Origin of the sequence: Bradyrhizobium frederickii (assembly GCF_004570865.1) — a bacterium.
GTDB lineage: Bacteria > Pseudomonadota > Alphaproteobacteria > Rhizobiales > Xanthobacteraceae > Bradyrhizobium > Bradyrhizobium frederickii.
Genome location: NZ_SPQS01000008.1, coordinates 67,120 through 89,307, shown reverse-complemented (window position 1 = coordinate 89,307; position 22,188 = coordinate 67,120). Strand labels below are relative to the sequence as shown.

The 22,188-nt window shown below is 65.5% G+C and carries 19 protein-coding genes and 1 pseudogene; 14 read left to right on the top strand and 6 right to left on the bottom strand.

All coding sequences use genetic code 11. From position 1 onward, the window contains the following. Positions 1-11: 11 nt before the first annotated feature. The 6 genes and pseudogenes from E4K64_RS15590 to E4K64_RS15565 all read right to left on the bottom strand — a co-directional run bounded on the left by E4K64_RS15590 (position 12) and on the right by E4K64_RS15565 (position 5,880). On the bottom strand, positions 12-1,061 hold the full coding sequence (locus E4K64_RS15590; RefSeq protein WP_135164490.1) for a LacI family DNA-binding transcriptional regulator: 1,050 nt from the start codon (positions 1,059-1,061) through the stop codon (positions 12-14). Continuing rightward, the gene (locus E4K64_RS15585) at positions 1,058-1,702 is read right to left on the bottom strand and encodes a ThuA domain-containing protein (protein WP_126258235.1); all 645 of its coding nucleotides are present in this window, start codon (positions 1,700-1,702) and stop codon (positions 1,058-1,060) included. Before E4K64_RS15585 ends, E4K64_RS15590 begins: the two co-directional genes overlap by 4 nt. A gap of 10 nt (positions 1,703-1,712) precedes the next feature. Then, positions 1,713-2,810 (bottom strand): Gfo/Idh/MocA family protein, encoded by a 1,098-nt coding sequence (locus tag E4K64_RS15580; RefSeq protein WP_135164314.1) that lies wholly within the window; start codon positions 2,808-2,810, stop codon positions 1,713-1,715. 22 nt (positions 2,811-2,832) lie between these two features. Then, positions 2,833-3,679 (bottom strand): annotated as a pseudogene (locus E4K64_RS15575) (carbohydrate ABC transporter permease). Then, entirely contained in the window at positions 3,672-4,613 is a 942-nt protein-coding gene (locus tag E4K64_RS15570) for a carbohydrate ABC transporter permease (RefSeq protein WP_135164313.1), read from the bottom strand. The pseudogene E4K64_RS15575 and the gene E4K64_RS15570 overlap by 8 nt, the downstream one beginning before the upstream one ends. 1 nt (position 4,614) lies before the next feature. Continuing rightward, complete coding sequence (locus E4K64_RS15565; protein WP_135164312.1) at positions 4,615-5,880, bottom strand: extracellular solute-binding protein; 1,266 nt, start codon at positions 5,878-5,880, stop codon at positions 4,615-4,617. Between the two features lie 166 nt (positions 5,881-6,046). On the opposite strand from E4K64_RS15565, the gene E4K64_RS15560 reads away from it, so the two are divergent. The 14 genes from E4K64_RS15560 (at position 6,047) to E4K64_RS15495 (ending at position 22,187) form a co-directional block, all read left to right on the top strand. After that, complete coding sequence (locus E4K64_RS15560; protein ID WP_135164311.1) at positions 6,047-6,805, top strand: SDR family NAD(P)-dependent oxidoreductase; 759 nt, start codon at positions 6,047-6,049, stop codon at positions 6,803-6,805. 223 nt (positions 6,806-7,028) lie between these two features. Further along, complete coding sequence (locus E4K64_RS15555) at positions 7,029-8,279, top strand: ABC transporter substrate-binding protein (protein ID WP_135164310.1); 1,251 nt, start codon at positions 7,029-7,031, stop codon at positions 8,277-8,279. Between the two features lie 128 nt (positions 8,280-8,407). Next, entirely contained in the window at positions 8,408-9,235 is an 828-nt protein-coding gene (locus E4K64_RS15550; RefSeq protein WP_126258228.1) for a helix-turn-helix transcriptional regulator, read from the top strand. A 201-nt stretch (positions 9,236-9,436) separates the two neighbouring features. Continuing rightward, positions 9,437-10,447 (top strand): branched-chain amino acid ABC transporter permease, encoded by a 1,011-nt coding sequence (locus E4K64_RS15545; RefSeq protein WP_135164309.1) that lies wholly within the window; start codon positions 9,437-9,439, stop codon positions 10,445-10,447. Position 10,448: 1 nt separating this feature from the next. After that, on the top strand, positions 10,449-11,537 hold the full coding sequence (locus E4K64_RS15540; protein WP_135164308.1) for a branched-chain amino acid ABC transporter permease: 1,089 nt from the start codon (positions 10,449-10,451) through the stop codon (positions 11,535-11,537). After that, positions 11,530-12,312, top strand: a complete 783-nt coding sequence (locus E4K64_RS15535) for an ABC transporter ATP-binding protein (RefSeq protein ID WP_126258225.1) — start codon at positions 11,530-11,532, stop codon at positions 12,310-12,312. Before E4K64_RS15540 ends, E4K64_RS15535 begins: the two co-directional genes overlap by 8 nt. After that, a complete protein-coding gene (locus tag E4K64_RS15530) occupies positions 12,305-14,521 on the top strand; it encodes an ABC transporter permease (protein WP_135164307.1) in 2,217 nt (738 codons plus the stop codon). Before E4K64_RS15535 ends, E4K64_RS15530 begins: the two co-directional genes overlap by 8 nt. A 3-nt stretch (positions 14,522-14,524) precedes the next feature. Beyond that, positions 14,525-15,358: a phosphoenolpyruvate hydrolase family protein gene (locus E4K64_RS15525; protein WP_135164306.1), complete on the top strand. Its 834-nt coding sequence runs from the start codon at positions 14,525-14,527 to the stop codon at positions 15,356-15,358. 26 nt (positions 15,359-15,384) lie between these two features. Next, on the top strand, positions 15,385-18,291 hold the full coding sequence (locus E4K64_RS15520; protein WP_135164305.1) for a flotillin family protein: 2,907 nt from the start codon (positions 15,385-15,387) through the stop codon (positions 18,289-18,291). A gap of 9 nt (positions 18,292-18,300) precedes the next feature. Further along, a complete protein-coding gene (locus E4K64_RS15515) occupies positions 18,301-18,738 on the top strand; it encodes an SRPBCC family protein (RefSeq protein WP_080134478.1) in 438 nt (145 codons plus the stop codon). An 87-nt stretch (positions 18,739-18,825) separates the two neighbouring features. Further along, positions 18,826-19,269 carry an SRPBCC family protein gene (locus E4K64_RS15510; RefSeq protein ID WP_135164304.1) on the top strand — a complete coding sequence of 148 codons (444 nt, stop codon included), beginning with the start codon at positions 18,826-18,828 and terminating at the stop codon, positions 19,267-19,269. A 2-nt stretch (positions 19,270-19,271) separates the two neighbouring features. Continuing rightward, on the top strand, positions 19,272-20,090 hold the full coding sequence (locus tag E4K64_RS15505; RefSeq protein WP_126258219.1) for an FAD binding domain-containing protein: 819 nt from the start codon (positions 19,272-19,274) through the stop codon (positions 20,088-20,090). Between the two features lie 5 nt (positions 20,091-20,095). Next, on the top strand, positions 20,096-20,572 hold the full coding sequence (locus E4K64_RS15500) for a (2Fe-2S)-binding protein (protein ID WP_135164303.1): 477 nt from the start codon (positions 20,096-20,098) through the stop codon (positions 20,570-20,572). A 13-nt stretch (positions 20,573-20,585) separates the two neighbouring features. After that, entirely contained in the window at positions 20,586-22,187 is a 1,602-nt protein-coding gene (locus E4K64_RS15495) for a xanthine dehydrogenase family protein molybdopterin-binding subunit (RefSeq protein WP_135164302.1), read from the top strand. Position 22,188: the final 1 nt, after the last annotated feature.

Below are 22,188 nucleotides of genomic sequence, written 5' to 3'. Positions count from 1 at the left end.
CGCGGCGAATGTTACGGCAGATTGTCCCGCAGAAAAATATCGATGCGGATACGCTCCTGATCGGGGCTGATCGGCTCCCCCGAACAATGCGCGAGCAGGACCCGCGCCGCAGACCGCGCCTCGTGGCCAGGATCCTGGTTGATGATGGCATCGAGCGTGCCGCGCACCAGGAAACGCCGTGTATAGTGGGTGAGCTCGTGGGTGATCCAGACCACCTCGCGCGCGCGGCCAGAGGCTTCGAGCGCATCGGCGATGCCGCGATTTCCGGCGCCGCAGCAATATATGCCGCGGAGATCGGCATGGCGCGCGAGCAGCGTGGCGGTAAGCTCCCGCGTGCGTGCGCTGTCGTCGCGGCCCTCGATGACCGGTAGCGCGCGCAGGTTCGGATACTCGCTGGACAGGATCTGGTGGAAGCCGAACTGCCGCTCGGTATGATCGCGCAGCGACAACGACCCGGCGATCACGGCGACGGCCCCCTCGCGGCCGGCGAGGAAGCGTCCCAGCAGCGTTGCGGCCGTTCGTCCCGCGGCCGGGTTGTCGATGCCGACATAATGCAGGCGGCGCGAGCTCGGCGCGTCCGATACGAGGGTCACCACGGCGACCCCGCGCGCGGTGAGTTCGTCGATCGCGGCGCGCACTCTGGGATGGTCGAGCGCGATGACGGCGACGCCCTGATAGGCCGGCGACAAGTCTTCCAGCGTGCCGGCCAACACATCGGGATCGAACACATCGACATGGTGGATATCGATGAAGCCGCGCTGGCCGGCAAGCCAGTCTGCGGTGCGCTGGACCTGCTCGGCCAGGTTGGTCATAAAGCTGTTGCTGCCGGACGGCAGCACGAAGGCGAAGCGAAAACTCTGCCCGCGTGCGAGCCGCGCCGCCGCCACGTCGGCGCGGTAGCCGAGCTTGGCGACGGCGGCTTCGACACGCGCGACGGTCTTGGCGCGCACGCCGTCGCGCCGGTTGACGACGCGGTCGACGGTCGCGAGCGAAACGCCCGCCGCACGCGCGACGTCTTCCAGGGTAGCGCGAACCGGCGGCTGCGTCGCGCCAGCGCTCATTCGCGCGCCGCCCACAGCATGCCGCGGGTCATCAACGTTCGGATCTCCGGCACGTCGAGCTCGTAGGCGCGGTGGCCGAGCGAGGAATAGAACACCCTGCCCGCGCCGTAGCGCTTCTTCCAGACCACGGGCATCACCACGCCCTCGATCCAGGATGCGTGCTCGCCGGTAAAAGTCGTCGTCGCCAGCACCTCGTTGGCGGGGTCAACATGCATGTAGTACTGCTCGGAACGATGCTCGAAACTTTTCAAGCCCTTCATGATTGGGTCGTCCGGCTTCGTCAAGTCGACTTTGTAGTCGATGATGTTGCCGGGATGAGCAACCCACTGCCCACCGCACAGGAACTGGTAGTCGACGGACTCGCGGAATGCATCGCACATGCCGCCATGATGGCCGGCGAGGCCGACACCTCCGCGCACCGCAGCGCAGAGATTCAGTGCGTCCGCCTTCTCGATCTTCGACATGGTGTAGATCGGGATGATCAACGAGAGATCATGGATCGCCGGATCGCCGAACGCTTCCGTCGTCGTTTCGATCCGGACCTCAAAACCTTCCGCTCTGAGCCAGCCGCGGATCATCGAGGCACACAGATCCGGATCGTGTCCCGGCCAACCGCCCCAAACAATCATTGCCTTGCGCATGTTTCCGTCCTCAGTCGATCTGTCCGGTTTCACGTCCGGCCGGCAGCATCGCCGGCCGCTCGACGCGGCTCTCGATCTTGACGCGGCGTCCCTCGTCGGCGGAAGTCTGGAACGCCTCCACCACCTCCAGCACGTGGAAGGCGAGCGCGCCGCTGGCGCGATGCGGCCGGTTGTCGAGGATCGCGGAGGCCATATCGGCGACACCGATGGAACGGAACTCGCCCTCGACATGACCGTGTGTCAACGGCACCGCCTCCCATTCGCCGCCGGTCTTGGCGACCTGCACCTCGCCGCCGAAGCGGTTCGGGTCCGGCACCAGCATGCTGCCGCTGTCGCCATAGATCTCGATCGGCGCATGCCGGTGCTTCGGCACGTCGAAGCTCATCGCGATCGAGACGACTGCCCCACTCTCGAATTCGAGCGTGCCTGCGACATGGGTCGAAACCTCGACCGGGATCAAGCTGCCGTTCATCGGCTGGCTGGTGACCAGACGCTCGGATTTCGGGCGCGCGGTCGAGCCCATCACGGCTGCGACCGGACCGAGCAGCTGCACGAGGTCGGTGATGTAGTACGAGCCCATGTCGAGCATCGGGCCGCCACCGCGCAGGTAGTAGAACCCCGGCGCCGGATGCCAGCGCTCATGGCCCGGGCAACCGAAGAAAGCACTGCCCGCCACGGGCGTGCCGATCGCGCCGTCGTCGATCAGCTTGCGCGCGGTCTGGTGTCCGCCGCCGAGGAACGTGTCGGGCGCGCAGCCGACGCGAAGGCTCTTCTGCGCTGCGAGATCCATCACCTTGCGGGCCTCCGCGACGTTGATGCCGAGCGGCTTCTCGGAGTGCACGTGCTTGCCGGCATTCAGCACCGCCAGACTGACGTCGGTGTGGGCGAGCGGCACGGTGAGATTGATGACGATTTCGACGTCGTCACGTTTGAGCAGTTGATCGACCCGCATCGCCGGCAGCCCAAAGGCCGCGCCCTGACGCTCGGCTGCGTCGCTGCGCATGTCGGCAAGCGCCTTGATCTCCATGACGGGGAAACGCTGGGCAGCCTTCAGATAGGCCGTGCTGATATTGCCGCAGCCGATGATTCCGATGCCGACTTTTCTCATTATGATCTCCGTGAGGTACCGCTCATCCCTTGACCGCGCCTGCGGTGAGGCCGGCGACGATGTGCTTTTGCGCGATAAGGAAGAGAATGATCGTCGGCAGGATGGTCAGCGTGATGAAGGCCAGGATCAGGTGCCATTCGGACGAATACTCCCCCTGATACACCATGATGCCGAGCGGCCAGGGATAGAGCGCATCGGTGTTGAGCATCACGAGCGGCAGCAGATAGGCGTTCCAGCTGTTGACGAAGGTGATGGTGCCGACGGTCGCCAGGATCGGCCGAGACAGCGGCAGTGTCACGTAGCGGAAGAATTTGACATAGCTGCAGCCATCGACCAGCGCCGCTTCGAGCAGCTCGTGGGGAATGTCCTTGAAGAAGCGTCGCAGGAGCAGCACGCTCATGGCGAGGCCGAAGGCCACCTGCGGCAGGGCGACGCCGAAATAGGTATCGAGCAGTCCGAGATCGCGCACCTTGATGAACAAGGGCAGCACGGCGGTCGCCGCAGGAAACAGCAGACCGAGAGTGAGGTAGCTCAGCAGCATTGAGCTGCCGTAGAACTTGACATGGGCGAAGGCGAAAGCCGCCATCGATGCGACGATCAGGGTCAACGTCACTGTGAGCGTCGAGATGATCAGCGAGTTGCGCAGGAGCTGCCAGTAGCGCTGAGAACAGGATATCGGCATAGTTCTGCCATTCCCAGTGCGCGGGCCAGCCGAACGGATTGACGCGCAATTCGCCGAGCGACTTGAAGCCGCCGAGCAGGGTCGCGAGCAGCGGCACCAGCACGAAGACGGCGACGACGGCGAGGAACACCGTCTTGAGCGGCACGGCGGGATCGAATGGCGCCCGGGCGGTTTCGGCACTACTCATCGCGCATGAACCATCGCTTGTAGGTGAAGGCAAAGGTCACGCAGATCACGAACAGGATCACGCCGATGGCGCTGCCATAGCCGACCCGCATGCGCGAGATGCCGTTGTTGTAGAGGAAGCTCACCATCGTGTTGGAGGAATCCGCAGGGCCACCGCGCGTCAGCGGCATGACCAGGTCGAACAGCTGCAGCGAGCCGACGATGGCGAAGAACACCGAGAGCCGGATCGTCGGGTAGAGCAAGGGGATCACGACGTGACGCAGGGCTTGCGAGCGCGTTGCACCGTCGATTCTCGCCGCCTCGACCAGGCTCTTGTCGAGGCCCTGGAGCGCCGCGATGAACAGCATCATGTGGAAGCCGAAGTACTTCCAGACGATCACGATCAGCACCGCCAGCATCGCCGTGTCGGTGGAGGCCAGAAGATGCGGCGGCTCGGCGCCGAAGGTGCGCCAGATCGAGGCGACCAGGCCATAGTCGCCGTCATAGACGAACGAGAAGATCAGCCCGGTCGCGATCTCGGCCAGGATGTAGGGCATGAAGAACAGCATGCGCAGCGCCACGGCCCCCCGAAAGCGCTCGGCGAGGATCAGGGCCAGCGTCAGCGCAAGCGGCAGCTGGATCGCGAGCGAGACCGCGATGATCAGCCCGTTGTTGCGCAGCGCGAGCCAGAAGGCGCGCGTCTCCAGCACGAAACGGTAATTGTCGAATCCGATCCAGTTGGTCGGCCTGCCGAACCCGTTCCAGTTGAAACCCGAGTACCAGGCGGCTTCGCCGATCGGCAGCACCACGAACAGCGTGAACAGCAGCAGCGCGGGCGGCAGGAACAGGATCAGGACCGTGAAGCGTCCATCCCAGCTCGGGCCGCGCACCGCGACCTGGGGGGCCGCCTCACCGGCAGCGCCGACCGGCGAGGCGATCGCGATCCGTCGCGCCACCTCAATTGCCCTGCTTCCACGCCGCCTCGATCGCTTTCGCAGCGTCCTGCGGGTTCATGCTGCCCCCGGCGATTTCCGCCGTGACATCATTGACGACGCGGCCGACGGAAGGCCCGAGGCTCTGGTCATAGAAGTTCTGGTGATAGTTGGACTTCGCCAGATTGGCCGCGATCTGCTTCATGAAGGCGCTGTTGAGGCCGGCCTCGCCGCCCTTGACGACGGGAACGATGAAGTTGCCGGCGGCAAGCCGCGCCTGCACGTCCTTGGAGATAAAGAATTTCAAGAAGTCGGTGGCTTCCTTGGGCGCCCCCTTGGTGATCAACCAGCCGGTGATGCCGCCGAGCGTGTCTGACGGCTCACCCTTGCCGCCGGGTACGACCGGAAAATCGAACCAGCCAAGCTTGTCGTCGCCGAGACCGACTTTGTCGGCGGCGAGTGCGCGCTGGGTGTGATAGAAGGACGAGATGGCCAGGATCATCGTGGCCTTTCCGTCACCGAAATAGCCGACGGCCTGCGGGTTCTTGAAGCCGAGGAAGCCATTCTGGAACGGCTGTAGATCGACCAGCTGCTTGAACAGCTCGCCGGATCTCTGGAAGGTCTCCCCGGCGAAGCCACCATTCTCACCCTTCAGCGCTGCATCGAAGGCCGGCTTGCCGCCGACGCGCACTGCGAGATGCGTCCAGTAGAAATGCAGCGGCCATTTATCGGCACCGCCAACCACAATCGGCGTAACACCCGCGGCCTTCAGCGTTTTCACCGCGCCGAGCAGATCGTCCCATGTCTTGATCCTACTTGCATCGACGTTACCCTTGGCCATCAAATCCTTGTTGTAGAGGAAGCCGACCTGCGATAGCGCGATCGGAAGTCCAAAGACGCGGCCGTTCTGGGTGAAGGCGGCGAGCGCCGCCGGTGCGATCGTGTCGCTGTAGCCGCCGCTCCTCACAGAGTCGGTGATGTCTTCCAGCACGCCCGCCTCGACTTGCGCCTTCAGCACTCCGCCGGCCCAACTATAGATGATGTGCGGCCGGTCCTTCGATTGCAGGATGGTCGGCAGCTTGGCCTTGTAAGCCTCGTTCTCGAGGAACTGCATCTCGACCTTCACGCCGGGGTGCGACGCCTCATAGCTGCGTGCGACCTCCTCCCAGATCTTCACCTGGGCCGGGTTGACCTCGATGTGCAGCCATTTGATCGTGGTGTCGGCTGCCGCGGAATTGGCCCAAAGCAGACAGGCGGCGGCGGCGAGTACCAGCTTCCCGAGCAGTCTCATCACATTCCTCCCAACCGGCTCTTATTCTTTGATCGCAATCCTGCCTTCGATTTTTGAGGTACGCAACTAAAATTCTGATCTATGCACCTCACCGATGAAATGGCTAAGGTTTAGAAAAAGGTTCGGTGGCGGCCCGCCGCGCCGGCCGCAACAAACCGAGGTGCCCATGGCTGCCATCTATTCCGACCTCGCCGGCAAGGTCGTGCTCGTCACCGGAGGTGCAGCGGGAATCGGCGCTGCGATCGTGCGGCGCTTCGCGGAGCAGAAATCCAAGGTGGTGTTCTTCGACATCAAGGTCGACGAGGGACAGCGACTGGCGCGTGAGCTGTCCGACCAGGGCATGGCCGCGCATTTCCAGCACATCGACCTCACCGACATCCCCGCGCTCCGTGTCGGCGTCGTCGAGGCACGCAAGGCTCATGGGCCTATCAATATCCTGATCAACAATGCCGCGCATGACGAACGGCACAACACCGAGGAGATGACCCCGGACTATTGGGACGACCGCATCGCAGTGAATCTGAAGCACCAGTTCTTTGCGTCACAGGCCGTGTTGCCGGACATGAAGGCGGCGAATGCCGGCGCCATCATCAATTTCGGATCAGTGTCGTGGATCGCCGGACAGGGCGGCATGGCTGCGTACACGGCCAGCAAATCGGGCGTCATCGGTCTCACGCGCTCCTTGGCGCGCGACTACGGCCCTTACAACATCCGCGTCAACGCGATCGCGCCGGGCTGGATCATGACCGAGCGGCAGCTCGAGAAATGGATGACGCCGGCCGGCGAGATCGAGCTGCAGCAGCGACAATGCCTGAAGCGCAGGCTCATGCCGGACGAGGTTGCCAAATTCACCGTCTTTCTTGCGTCCGACGAGGCCTCCGCCTGCACCGCCCAGCACTACATCGTGGATGGCGGCTGGGTGTGAGATGCCGAGGACCGCGGGTGCATCGAGGCACAGCCCGGTCGTCGCTTGCACTGCAAAACAACTTGCGCCGCAGCATTCAAAAATGAGACTGCCCGTCAAACCGGACGAGGCGCTCACGCAGGCACCCGCATCCGACTTCGGCTAGCTTCCCTCCAAAGCCGCGGGCCGTTCGAGAGCCACGGGCGTCGCGCGGCAATAAAGCGGCGACACAGGGAGGAGCATAATGTTGAAATGCAGTGTGGGACTGCTCGCGCTGAGCAGCTTGTTTCTTTCGGGCGCAGCAATCGCCCAGGAGAAGATCAAGGTCGGCGTCACCGCGACCCTCGAAGGCACCTACACCGTGCTCGGCGAGGACGGCATCCGCGGCCACCAGACCGCGCTCAACGTGCTGGGCAAGAAGGTCGGCGACAAGGAGCTCGAATTCATCATCGCCTCCACGGACGCGACGCCCGACTCAGCGGTCCGTGCCGTGCGAAAGCTGATCGAGCAGGACAAGGTGCAGATCCTGCTGTCTCCGCTGTCTGGTGACGAAGGCATCGCCGTCAAGAATTTCGCAAAGACTCATCCGGAGCTGACCTTCATCAACGCCGCTTCGGGCGCCCAGGAAACGACCTATGTCGATCCCGCCCCGAACTTCTTCCGTTACAACATGGACGGTGCGCAGTGGCAGGTGGGCCTCGGCAAATACGCCTATGACGAGAAGAAGTATCGCAAGATCGCGACCGTCGGCGAGGACTATTCCTTCATCTACACACAGGTGTTCGGCCTCGTGCTCGAATTCTGCGGCGCCGGCGGACAGGTCACCAACCGGCAATGGGTGCCGCTCGGCACCAAGGACTTTGCCTCGGTCATCGCGGCGCTGCCCGATGATGTCGATGCGATCTATCTGGGCCTCGGCGGCGCCGACGCCGTCAACTTCCTCAACCAGTACCAGCAGGCCGGCGGCAAGGCGCATCTGATGGGCGGTTCCATCATGATCGACCAGACCATCCTGTCGTCCAAGGGCAACGCCAAGAACGCTCTGATCGGCACCATCGCGGCGAGCGGCCAGGCCGACACCTGGGAGGATCCGGGCTGGCAGAAATTCGTGAAGGCCTATCAGGACGCCTTCCCGCCCAACAAGCGCTTCCCGAGCCCGTCGCTGCTCGCCACCAACTATTACGACTCGACCATGGCGCTGATCCTGGCGCTGCGTCAGGTCAATGGCGATCTCTCCAACAACCAGGCCAAGTACAAGGAAGCCCTCGCCAAGATCGAGATCGACGCGCCTAACGGCAAGATCAAGCTCGACTCCAACCGACAGGCGATCGGCACAAACTTCGTCACCGAAGTCGTCGACGACGGCAAGGGCGCGCTGTTCTCGAAGGTCGTGAAGGTGATTCCCAACGTCAACCAGACGCTGGGCTATGACCCTGCAGTGTTCGCAAAGATCGGTTTGCCAAGCCGTACAGTACCGGAATGTAAGAAGTACTGACGTAGTCCCGTTGCGGGCGATGACTGACCGGGGAGAGATTTGTAAGGGGCGCGACGCGTGCGCACTTGCATTCTCTCCCCGGTTGTTGAACGCTATCGAAAAAAAGAAGAGCTTCTGGGAGGGAAGGCATGAGCCGGGCGCTCGCCGTCTTCCACGGCCGCTTCGGCCGGGCGACGGTCTATCAGTTGAACCGCCCTTTCAACATCCACGCGCATCGTGAAGGTCATTTGATCTTCCATGTCGGGGGGCGTCCCGCATGCATCGATGTCAGCGACGGACGTTACGATCTCACCGAAGGTTCCGTCGTCGCGGTCAATCCATGGGAACCGCATAATTTTCTGCCGTCCGACCTCGAAGGCGGCGCCGTTTTCTTCGTGCTCTACGTCAATGCCGAGTGGTTTGCCCCCGACGCGCCCGGCACAGACCGGTTGCGCTTCGGCCGCACCCAGTTCACGAGGTCGGTCGCGCTGGACAAGCATATCAGGCACGCAGCCGCCCTCGTGTGCGGCGCACCCTCGCTCAATAGCCTCGATGGCGAGCTGAGAAGGCTGATCGACATCTGCTACGACGAGAGCTGGCAACAGGCGGAGACCGCGCGCGATCCGCGCGCGAACGGCTCCGTCACCGATTTTCGCGTGCGCAAGTGCATCAAGATGATGTCGGAAAGTCCGGGCGCCGAGATCGAGCTCGACACCATCGCGCGCGAATCCGGCCTGTCGCGACCGCATTTCTACCGGCTGTTCCGCACCCAGACCGGCGTCACGCCGCACCTCTATCTCAACACGCTGATGATGGAGCAGGCGCTGGAGGCACTGGTGGCGAGCGAGGCGCCGATCGCCGATATCGGCTTCGATCTCGGCTTCTCCTCGCAAAGCGGTTTCACGCGTTTTTTCGCCGCCAATGTCGGGATGGCCCCGACCGATTATCGCCGCGCCGCCAAGGTTTTGCGCGCCTGACGGGCGCGCGAAAAGATACTCACGATCAAATGCGCCCCCGTCAGCCCCATTAGGATGTGCGGAACGCGGTCCCGACAAGAGGATCGCGGTCGACAGGGAGCACACGTACATGGCAGGGCTTGCAGCCGGTGACGGTCTGCGCGCCCCCTCACCTCGCTTGCAGGGAGAGGGTCGGATTGACGTGGAGACGGAGCGGCGATCATGACCCGCTTCATCGAGCGCCATCCCGCCTGGGCATTGATCGTCATCATCGCGGTCGCGGTGGCACTGTGGCTGATCTTCGCCGTGTGGCCGCCGGGCCTCGAAGAGGCCGTCGGCCGCAAGCGGGTGTTCCTCAACGCGGTCTTCAACGGCATCACGCTGGGAGGTCTGTATTTCCTCGTCGCCAGCGGCTTCACGCTGATCTTCGGCCTGATGCGCAACGTCAACCTCGCGCACGGCTCGCTCTATTTGTTCGGCGGCTATGTCGGCTACGCTATCAGCGCCTCCACCGGCTCCTGGGTCCTGTCGTTCATCGTCGCCTTCGTCCTGACCGCGCTGGTCGGCGTGCTACTCCAGGTTCTCGTGTTCCGCCGCATGGAGGGCCAGGATCTGCGCCAGACCATGGTGACGATCGGGCTCTCGATCGTGTTCGCTGATCTGATGCTGTGGGCCTGCGGCGGCGACTTCTACCAGATCCAGACCCCGAACTGGCTGATCGGCCCGATCGAGCTGCCGCTGCTCACCGCGGTGAAATCCTCGGGGGAGCCGGTCTACCTGCGCTATCCGCTGGTCCGGCTCGTGATCTTCCTGGCCTCCGTCGCCATCGGCATCGCGATGTGGCTCGCGCTCAACCGCACCCGGATCGGCATGATCATCCGCGCCGGCGTCGACGACCGCGACATCCTCGCCGCGACCGGCGTCCGCATCCAGGTCGTCTTCGTGCTCGTCTTTGCACTCGGCGCCGGGCTTGCCGGCATCGCCGGCGTGGTCGGCGGCACTTTCCAGTCGCTCTCGCCCGGCGAGGACATCCGCTTCCTGCTCGCCTCGCTCGTCGTCGTGATCGTTGGTGGCATGGGCTCGATTCCCGGCGCCGCGCTCGGCGCGCTGATCATCGGCCTCGCCGAGCAGCTCGGCTCGGTCTACATCCCCACCTACGCCATCGTCGTGACCTTCCTGATCATGGTGCTGGTGCTGGCGCTTCGGCCGCAGGGCCTGCTGGCGAGGCGCTGAGATGTCCGTCACTCACGACGTCAGCGTTCAGGTTCACAGGCCCGCGTCAACGGTGGAACGACCGGCTGCGCGCGGCTGGCCCGATATCAACAATCCCGCGGCCTGGATCGTGGCGGCCATCCTGCTGATCATGCCGCTGATCGCCAACGGCTTCTTCCTGATCGAGATCTTTGCGACCACCTTGATCCTCGGCACCGTCGCGCTCAGCCTGATGTTCCTGGCCGGATATGGCGGCATGGTCAGCCTGATGCAGCTCAGCATCGCGGGCTTTTGCGCTTACATGGTCGCGGTGTTCGGTGTCAGCGGCAACGCCAATATCAGCCTCGGCTGGCCGTGGTGGCTGGCGGTGCCGATGGCGCTGACGCTCGCAGTCATGTTCGGCACGCTCGGCGGCGCGCTGGCGGTGCGCACCGAGGGCATCTACACCATCATGATCACGCTGGCGATCGGCGCCGCGTTCTACTACTTCACCAACCAGAACTGGGCGATCTTCAACGGCCACACCGGCATCAACAACGTCTCGACGCCGCGTTTCTGGGGTGTCGACTGGCGGGCGGACATTCCCTTCTACTATGTCGTGCTTGCGACAGCCGGGCTCTGCTATTTTGCCGTCGACTACATTTCCCGTGCGCCATTCGGTCTCGCCCTCCAGGGCGTGCGCGACAATCCGCGCCGCATGTCCGCGCTGGGCTTCAACGTCAATGCCCACCGCGTCGCGGCCTATGCGGTGGCGTCCTTCATCGCGGGCCTTGCAGGTGTGCTCCAGGTCTGGAACTACCGCCAGATCTCGCCCGGCTCGGTCAGCGTCGGCGCCTGCATCGACATCCTCATCATCGCCGTCGTCGGCGGCATCACCCGCCCGGTCGGTCCCTATATCGGCGCGCTGGTCTTCGTGCTGCTGCGCACCTTCGCGCTCGACTTCCTCGTCAAGATCGGGCTCGACGGCAACCGTTTCCGCCTGTTGATCGGCCTCGGCTTCCTCGCCATCGTGTTCTGGTCGTCGGACGGCGTGATCGGCCTCTGGCAGCGCTGGCGCCAGAGCCAGCTTGGCGAGGCGAACCGCCAAGGCGGAGGGCGCGGCCATGGATAGCGTCGCCCAGCGCCTCTCCGCTGTCGGCGCCGGCGCAGCGCTGGAACTGCGCGGCGTGACGCGGCTATTCGGGGCGCTGGCGGCCTTGACCGACGTCACCATCACCGTGCGTCCCGGCGAACGCCGCGCGGTGCTCGGCTCCAACGGTGCCGGCAAGACCACGCTGTTCAACTGCATCACCGGCGACTTCCCGCCGACATCAGGCACGATCCGCTTCTTCGGCGAAGACGTCACGCATTTCCCGCCCTACGAGCGCATCCGCCGGGGGCTGCGGCGCACCTATCAGATTTCAGCGCTGTTTCCCGGCCTCACCGTGCAGGACAACGTCTACCTCGCCTGCCGCGGCGTCTCGCGCGGACGGTTCTCGTTCCTGCGCCCCGGCCCGAACGACGCGCTGATGCACGCCGCCGACAATCTGGTGCAGGCCGTGCATCTGACTGCGGTCAAGGACCAGCGCGTCGCCGAGCTCGCGCACGGGCAGCAGCGCCAGCTCGAGATCGCACTGGCGCTCGCCGGCGCCCCGCGCTTCGTGCTGTTCGACGAGCCGGCCGCAGGCCTCTCGCCGACCGAGCGCGCCGAGCTGATCGAGATCCTGACCTCGCTGCCGGCCCATATCGGCTACATCATCATCGAGCACGACATGGACGTGGCGCTGCGCGTCGTCGAGAGCGTGACGATGATGCACAACGGCCGCATCTTCAAGGAAGGCCTGCCGGAAGAGATACAGTCCGATCCTGAAGTGCAGGAGCTATATCTCGGAGGCGGCCATGAATGAGGCCCGCCGCGCTACCGTTGCGCTCGAGGTCCGCGGCCTCGACGTCTATTACGGCCATTCGCATGCGCTCCAGGGCGTCGATCTCACGCTGGAGAGCGGCGTGTTCTCCGTCGTCGGCCGCAACGGCATGGGCAAGACCACGCTGTGCAAGGCCATCATGGGCCTCGTACCGGTCAGCGGCGGCTCGATCCGGGTCCGCGGCGAGGACATCACGCGGCGGCCGCCGGCTCACATCGCGCGCCTCGGCGTCGGCTATGTGCCGCAGGGCCGCCGGCTCTGGCGCTCGCTCAGCGTGGACGAGCATCTCCGACTTGCCGGCGGGATGCGGTCCGGTGCCTGGACCGTCGAGCGCATCTACGACACCTTTCCGCGCCTCGCCGAGCGCAAGGACCATGGCGGCGGCCAGCTCTCCGGCGGCGAGCAGCAGATGCTGGCGATCGCGCGCGCGCTGCTGACCAACCCGCAACTGCTGGTCATGGACGAACCGACCGAAGGACTCGCGCCCGTCATCGTCGCACAGGTCGAGGAGATGCTGCTGCGGTTGGGTGAGGACGGCGACATGTCCGTGCTCCTGATCGAGCAGAACATCGGCGTGGCGACCGCGATCTCGCGCAATGTCGCGATCATGGTCAACGGCCGCATCAACCGCATCATCGACTCGGCGCGGCTCGCCGCCGACCGCGAGTTGCAGCAGCGGCTGCTCGGCGTCGGCTTGCATGCCGAGCTTACGCCGGATCTCGACGTGCCGGCTCCGGGCTCCGAGGCGAAGTCGGCGCCGCAGGCCACCCGACCGAGCGGCCCGATCCGGATCTACATCTCCAACCCGACACCGCCGACACGCTGGTCCCAACCCGCGCCGATCGCACGGATCGAAGCGGCGGCACGCACGCTTTCGACGCAAATATCGCGCCTCGACGAGACGGCACGGCGCAAGCGCGAGCCGGTGACGTCCCAGTCGTCAGGGCCGCCGGTCGTGCTGGTCGTCGGCACGCTCGACACCAAGGGGACGGAACTCCGCTTCATCCGCGATATCATCGCCGAAAGCGGCCTGCGCACCCGGCTGGTCGACGTCTCCACCAGCGGCAAGCACTCCAGCTGCGATGTCTCGGCGCAGGAGATCGCGCTGAACCACGGCCGCGGCGGGGCTGCGGTGTTCGGCGCCGACCGCGGCGCGGCCGTGACGGCGATGGCGGACGCGTTCGCCAGCTGGCTGCGGCGCCAGGGCAATGTCGCCGGCGTGATCTCCGCCGGCGGCTCGGGCGCGGCCTCGCTGGTTGCCCCGGGCATGCGCACCCTGCCGGTCGGCGTGCCCAAACTGATCATATCATCCGTCGCCTCTGGCGATGTCGGGCCCTATGTCGGCCCCGCCGACATCACCATGATGCACTCGGTCACCGACATTCAGGGACTGAACTCGATCTCGCGTGCAGTGCTGTCGAACGGCGCCAATGCGATCGCAGGCATGGTTAAGGCACGCCTCGATCAGCGCGAGGCCAGGCAGCGCGCCACCAGCGAAGGACTGCCTGCGGTCGGCATCACCATGTTCGGCGTGACGACCCCGGCGGTCCAGAAGATCGCCGCAGATCTGGGCGAGGACTTCGAATGTCTCGTCTTCCACGCCACGGGCGTCGGCGGCCGCTCGATGGAGAAGCTCGTCGAATCCGGCCAGCTCGCGGGTGTCATCGATATTACGACAACCGAAATCTGCGACTTGCTGATGGGCGGCGTGTTTCCCGCCACCGAGGATCGCTTCGGCGCGATCGTCCGCACCCGCCTGCCCTATGTCGGCTCGGTCGGCGCGCTCGACATGGTCAATTTCGGCGCGCCCGACACCATCCCGGAGCGGTATCGCGGCCGCAAATTCCACGTCCATAACCCGCAGGTAACGCTGATGCGGACGACTGTCGAAGAGAATGAGCGCATGGGCCGCTGGATCGCCGAGCGGCTCAACCAGATGGATGGGCCGGTGCGCTTCTTCCTGCCCGAGGGCGGCGTCTCCGCACTCGACGCGCGGGGCCAGCCATTCTGGGATCCGGACGCCGACGCCGCCCTGTTCCGCGCGCTGGAGCGCGATGTGCGGCAGACCAGCAGCCGCCGGCTCATCCGCATCCCCAAGAACATCAACGATCCCGATTTCGCCGCCGCCATCGTCAGTGCATTCCGAACCCTGTTCGGCCGCACCGGGGCGCGGCGGAGACTAGCGAGGTGACCGATGGCCCGGTTTGAACGCGCTGCACTCCTGAAACGATTCCACGAGATGGCGAGGCGCGGCGAGCCGATCGTCGGCGGCGGCGCCGGCACCGGCCTGTCGGCCAAGTGCGAGGAGGCCGGCGGCGTCGACCTCATCGTCATCTACAATTCCGGCCGCTATCGCATGGCCGGTCGCGGCTCGCTGGCGGGGCTGATGGCTTACGGCGACGCCAACGCCATCGTGCTGGAGATGGCCGGCGAAGTACTGCCCGTGGTCAGCAAGACGCCCGTGCTCGCCGGCGTCAACGGCACCGACCCGTTCCGCGACATGGACGTCTTTCTAGACCAGTTAAAGATGCTCGGCTTTGCCGGCGTGCAGAATTTTCCGACAGTCGGTCTAATCGACGGCGTCTTCCGCGCCAACCTCGAAGAGACCGGCATGTCCTACGCGCTGGAGATCGACATGATCGCCAAGGCGCGCGAGAAGGACCTCCTGACGACGCCTTACGTCTTCAGCGAGAAGGAAGCCGCCGCGATGGCGATCGCCGGCGCCGATATCATCGTCTGCCATCTCGGCCTCACGACCGGCGGCACGATCGGGGCGCAGACCGCAGCAAAGCTGAAGGACTGCCCGGAGCGCATCGACATCTGGGCCTCCGCCGCGCTCAGCGTCAATCCCGATATCCTGGTGCTCGCTCATGGCGGTCCGATCGCGGATCCCGCGGATGCCGATTTCATCATGAAGAACACCCGCTACTGCCACGGCTTCTACGGCGCCTCTTCGATGGAGCGGCTGCCGGTCGAGCGAGCCTTGACGGACCAGGTACGCAAATTCAAGGCGATCGGCGCGCGATAACGCCGGAACGATCGAGGGAGAGAAACATGTCAGGGATCCTGGTCGGCGAGCTCATCCTCTGGCTGATCGTCGCAGTCGTCGTCATCGTAGTCGGCGTCTACATCGTCAACTGGCTCTACCACCGCTCATCCAAGGAGGTGTCGTTCGTCCGGACCGGCTTCCTCGGCGAGCGCGTGGTGATCAACGGTGGCGCCTTCGTGCTGCCCTTCATCCACGACTACACCTCCGTCAACATGAACGTGCTGCCGATGGGCATCGTGCGTTCCAAGCAGGATGCGGTCATTACCCGCGATCGCATGCGGGTCGACATCGAGGCCGACTTCTACGTCCGCGTCCGGGCGACCCGTGAAGCCGTCTCGATCGCGGCCGCGACGCTCGGCCGCCGCACCATGGAACCGGAGCAGTTGCACGCGCTGCTGGCCGGCAAGTTCATCTCTGCGATCCGCTCGGTCGCTTCGGAAATGACCCTGGAGGAGATGCATGAGCGGCGCGGCGACTATGTCGAGCGGGTCAAGACCAATGCGGCAGAAGCCCTCGCCCAGAACGGTCTCGAACTGGAATCGGTCGCCATCACCGATCTCGACCAGACCGACCTCGAATTCTTCAACCCCTCGAACCGGTTCGACGCCGAAGGCTTGACCCGCTTGATGGAGGACATCGAGGCCCGGCGCAAGCTGCGCAACGACATCGAGCAGGACTCGATGATCAAGATCCGCACTCGCAATCTGGAGGCCGAACGTCAGGCGCTCGACATCGAGCGCGAGAGCGAGACCGCGCGGCTGGAGCAGGAACGCGACATCGAAATGCGCCGCGCACTCCAGCGCACGGAAGTCGCCCGCGAGCGCGCGCTGCGCGAGACCGAGGCCGAGCAGGCCCACATCTCGGCGCGCGAGGCGATCGAACGTGCGCGGATCGCCAATGAGCAGGCGATCGCGGAGGCCCGAATCGCCTCCGAGCGCGAGACTCGCCAGAAGGAGATCGAGCGCACCCGCACCATCGAGGAGAAGGAGCTGCTGGCGCGCGAGGAGATCGAGAAGACCCGGATCGCCAACCAGCGCGCGATCGATACGACGCGGATTGCGTCGGAACGCGAAGTCCGCCAGCGCGAGATCGAGCGGATGCGCACCGTGGAGGAAGCCGAGATCGCGGCCCGCGAGGCGATCGAGAAAGCCCGCATCCAGCAGGACCGCGTCGTCACCGATGCCCGCATCGCCAACGAGGAGGAGACCAGGCGCCGCGAGATCGAACGCACCCGTGCCGTCGACGAGGCCGAGATCGCCGCCCGCGAGGCCACCGAAAAGGCACGCATCGCCCAGACCTTGATCGTCAACGTCGAGCGCATCTCCTCCGACGAGCGTACCCGCGCGCTGGAGATCCACCAGGTGCGGACCATCCAGGAGGCCGAAATCGAGGCGCAGCGCGCCGTCGAAGCCGCCCGCATCGCCCGCGAACGGACGCTCGCCGCCGAGCGCATCGCCGCCGAGCAGAATACCCGGCAGCTGGAGATCGAGCGCAACCAGGCCCTCGAAGTCGCCGGCATCGCCGCGCGCGAGACCACCGAGGCCTCGCGCATCGCCCAGGAGGAGCGCGTGCGCTCGCTGGAGATCGCCCGCAACCGGGCCGTCGAGGAAGCCGACATCGCCTCTCGCGAGGCGATCGAGGCGGCGCGCATCGCCCAGGAGAAGGCCGTCGCGGCCGAGCGCATCCAGGCCGAGCGCGACACGCGCTCGCTGGAAATCGAGCGCACCGGCGTGCTGGAGGCCGCCGAGCTGAAGCGGCGCGATGCCATCGAGCGCCAACGCATTACGGTCGATCTCGCGCTCGAAGCCGAGCGCATCAACTCGTCCAAGAAGCGCGAGGTGCTCAACATCGAGCAGAAGAAGGCGATCGAGATTGCCGACGAAGACCGCGTCATCGCGCTCTCCGCGAAGAAGTCGGAGCGGATCGATGCCGACCGCCAGGTCCGGCAGGCCGAGATCGTTGCCCGCAAGGAGGTCGAGACCACGGACGTCTCGCGCGAGCAGGCGCTGGAAGCCGCTCGCCTCGAGCGCCGCCGCGCCATCGAGCAGCTCGAGGTCGCCCGCGTCCAGTCGCTGCAGGAGGCCGAGATCGCCTCCCGCGAAGAGGTCGAGCGCGCCCGCATCGCGTCCGACCGCGGCCTCGACGAGGCTCGCGTCGGTCGCGAGCGCGAGCTGCGCAAGCTCGAGGTCAACCGCGAAAAGGAGGTCGAGACGGTCCTGATGGAGAAGGCGATCGCCATCCACCAGAAGTCGCTGGAAGAATCCGCAGCCAAGGCCATGGCCGAGGAGGCGCGGATGCGGGCGACGGAAGCGACCGAGCGCGTCATTACCGCCCGCGAGAGCGAAATCGCAAAACGCCGCAAGACCGTCGAGGTGCTGCTCGCCGAGAAGCAGGCCGAGGAGACCCGCATCGCCGCGGAGGCCGAGCGCGTGCGCGCGGCCGTCGAAGCCGAGGCGCAGCGGATGCTCAACGAGGCCGAGAACGTGCTCACCGACCAGGCGCGCTACTCTCTGTTCCGCAGAAAACTGCTCGACCGGATCGAGGGCATCGTACGCGAAAGCGTCAAGCCGATGGAGAAGATCGAGGGCATCCGCATCCTCCAGGTCGACGGCCTCAACGGCCACGGAAACGGCAATGGCGGCCGCAGCGCCACCGACGAGGTCATCGATTCCGCGCTGCGCTATCGGGTTCAGGCGCCCTTGATCGACTCGATCCTGGCCGACATCGGCGTCGAGGGCGGCAGTCTTTCGAAAATGCCGGGCCTGATCCGCGAGGCGCGCGACATGCAGGGCATCAAGGATTCCGCACGCAAGGGCGGCGGCGGCGGCGGCGGCGACAAGCCGGCCGCCTCCCCGCCTGCGGCCGAGGGTGGCGAACCGCCGACCGAGCGTGGGCAACGGAAGAAGAGCTGAGGTCGCACCATGGCCCGCGTCTATGTCTCCACCGTCGTCAACGCCCGCAACGACCGCGTCTGGGCGCGGGTGCGCGATTTCAACGGTCTGCCGAACTGGCATCCGGCCATCGCCGAAAGCCGCATCGAAGGCGGGGAGCCCTCGGACAAAATCGGTTGCGTCAGAGATTTCCGCCTGCGCAACGGCGACCGCATCCGCGAGAAGCTCCTGGGCCTCTCCGACTACGACATGTTCTGCACCTATTCGATCCTGGAATCCCCGATGGGCGTCGAGAACTACGTCGCGACGCTGCGGCTGACCCCCGTCACCGACGGCGACCAGACCTTCGTGGAATGGACCGCCGAGTTCGACTGCGCGCCGGAGCGCGAGACCGAGCTCGTCGGCAATATCGGCGGCGGCGTGTTCCAGGGTGGGTTCGACGCGCTAAAGCGCGTATTCGGAGGCTGACGTGACCAGACCTGTTTCGATCGAGGCTCACTGCGCCCCCTCGCCCCGCTCGCGGGGAGAGGTGAAGAGAACAACAGAGGGCTAGCCGTGCCGCATATCGTCAAAAGCACGATTCTGGACGCGCCGACCGATGCGGCGTGGGCCATGCTGCGCGATTTCAACGGGCATGATCGCTGGCATCCGGCGGTCGCGACCTCCTCCATCGAGCGCGCGCAGTCCTCCGACAAGGTCGGCTGCGTCAGGCGTTTCAAGCTCAAGGACGGCTCCGAGCTGCGCGAGCAGCTGCTGGCGCTGTCCGACCTCGAGCAAACCTTCAGCTATTGCCTGCTCGATACCCCGATCCCGATGTTCAATTACGTCGCCCATGTCCGCTTGCTGCCCGTCACCGACGGTGACCGCACCTTCTGGCATTGGGAGTCCCGCTTCACCACGAAGCCCGAGGACAAGGACCGCATCACCCATATGGTCGCCGAAGACATCTATCAAGCCGGATTCGATGCGATCCGCCGACACCTAAGGGAGGCCGCATAATCATGGCCGTGACGGTCAAGACCTTTACAAGCGCCAGCGAAGCGGCCGGCGCGCTGTCTTCGGATCGCAGCGCGCGCTATCTCGGCGGCGGCACGCTGGTGATGCGCGCGTTGAACGAGGGCGACGTGTCGATCTCGACCGTCGTCCGCGCGCAGGATCAGGCCCTCACCCGGATCGACGCATCGGGTCCGCGCATCACGTTGGGTGCCGGCGTCACCTTCGCCCGCATCCTCGCCGAACGCGACCTCGCCTTCCTGCATGCTCCTGCCCGCTCGATCGGCGGTCCAGCCGTGCGCAACATGGGTACCGTCGGCGGCAACCTCTTTGCGCCAACTCCCTATGGCGATTTCACCGTCGCGCTGCTGGCGCTCGATGCCACCGTGGCCGTGCAAGGCGGCTTTGGTGCGCGCGACATTCCGATCGAGGAGTTCCTGCAGGCGCGCGACCGGCAGGCCGGGACACTCGTGCTGTCGGTGTCCTGCACCCGGCCAGGCAGCGCCGAGACGTTCCGCTATCGCAAGATCGCCCGCATCAAACCGAAGGGCGGCTCGGTCATCACGCTGGCCGCGTATCTGCCGATCAGCGGCGGCCGGATCGCGGGCGCTCGCATCGCGCTGGGATCGATGGCACCGACGCAGATCCGCGCCCGTGCCGCCGAGCGGGCGCTGGAGGGCCGCTCGCTCGATGCCGCCACCATCGCGGCGGCCGCATCCGCAGCGACCGAAGGAACATCGCCATCTGACAACGCGCTCGGCAGCGCCTGGTATCGCCGCGAGATCGTCGGCGTCCATCTGCGGCGCCTGCTGTCGGGACAGGACTAAAGCCCATGTCGAAAATTCCGCTTCAATTTCGTCACAACGGCCGCGACGTCGCGATCTTCGTCGAGGGCGGCACCAATCTGCTGGTCGCGCTGCGCGAGCTGATCGGCGACATGACGCCGAAATTCGGCTGCGGCCAGGGCGGCTGCGGCACCTGCAGCGTGCTGGTCGACGGCGAGCTGCACCTGTCCTGCCTGACGCTCGCCGAGACGGTCGCCGGCCGCTCGATCGAAACGCTCGACGGCATGAAGCAGGGCCCGAACCTGCATCCGCTCCAGCGTGCCTTTGCCGACCATTTTGCCGCCCAGTGCGGGTATTGCACGCCGGGCATGCTGATGGCCGCAAAGGCCCTGCTCAACCGCAATCCCTCGCCGAGCCGCGACGAGGTCGTGGAGGCCATCTCCGGCAACATCTGCCGCTGCACCGGCTATGAGCCGATCATCAATGCCATTCTCGCCGCCGCAGGCGGCCGGGTCAGCGCCTGAAGGACGCCGCGCCATGCTGGAACTGCGCAAGGACATCTTCGCCGACGAGCGCGACGATAACCTCAAGGAAATCGGCAAGGGCACCCAACGCCAGGACATGCTCGGGCACATCACGGGCACATCGAGCTATTTTAACGACCATCAACTGCAAGGCATGTTGCACCTGAAGGTCGTGCGCTCGGCACAGGCCCATGCACGGCTGCGCCGCATCGATACCACGGACGCAGAACGCTCGGCCGGCGTCCGCCGGATCATTCGCGGCGCCGACGTTCCGGTCAATCTCAACACGCTTCTCAGCCTGATCAATTTCGGCAAGGACGACGAGCCTTCGCTCGCGGTGGACAAGGTGCGCTACAAGGGCGAGCCGATCCTCGCCATCGTCGCCGACAGCGAGCGGGAAGCGTTCGAGGCTATCGCAAAGGTCAGGATCGACTATGAGCCTCTGCCGACGGTGTTCGACGTCGAGGACGCGCTGAAACCCGGCGCCCCCGTGGTCAACGAGACCTATCCGAAGAACGCCTTCATTTATCACGACGTCTACGACCATCAGCGCCTGCGCTTCGGTGATGCGGACGCAGCGCTTGCGACCGCCGATCACGTGCTTGAACAGCGCTACCAGATGTCGCCGATCGAGCACGCGCCGACCGAGACCAACGGCGCCATTGCCGCGCCGGACACCAACGGACGCTACGTCGTCTACACCTCGACCCAGGCGCTGTTCTTCTCGGTCGACACCTGCGCCAAGATCCTGGATGTGCCCTCCAACACCTTCCACTTCATCGGCGGCACCGTCGGCGGTGGCTTTGGCGGCAAGGTCGATACCTTGACCGAGCCGCTCGCCATTCTCGGCGCCATCCTGACCGGGCGACCGGTGCGCTACGTGTTCGGGCGCGAGGAGGAGATGCAGTACGGCCCGCCGCGCGGCGCCGAGCGCATCTACATCAAGGACGGCGTCATGCGCGACGGCCGCATCGTCGCGCGCAAGATCCGGGCCTATTTCGACAGCGGCGCCTATACAAGGCTGTCCAGTTACGCCGCGGTGAAATGCGCCGCGCATCTGCCGGGCCCCTACACCATCCCCAACGTCTACGGCGACGTCTATTGCGTCTTCACCAACCGCACGCCGGCGACCGCGATGCGCGGCTTCGGCGTCACCGCGATGGATTTTGCCATCGAGTGCCAGATGGACAAGCTCGCAAATCTCGTCGGCATGGATCCGATGGAGTTCCGCATCCTCAACGCCTATCGCGACGGCGACATGAAGGCACATCGACGCGAGGCGAAGAACACGGCTCTCATCGAATGCGTCCAGGTCGCGGCCGAAAAGGCCAAATGGCCGATCCGCGACGAGTTCAAGCGCGCCTCCTCGCGCAAGGACGGCGGCGGCAGCCGCGCCGCGATTCCGCCGACGCCGACGGATTCTTCGCGCGCAAGGCCGACGCCGGTCCAGCAGCGCACGAGCTATGAGCGCGCGCCGGTGACCGCGACACGGGAGCCGCCGCGCGATCCACCGCCGCCGGCGCCGCCGGCGCCGCCGCCTCCCCCGCCGCGCCCGGCCGCGCCGTCGCACGGCGCGACGCGGTTCTCATCCGTGTTCGGGACCAGGAGACGCTGAC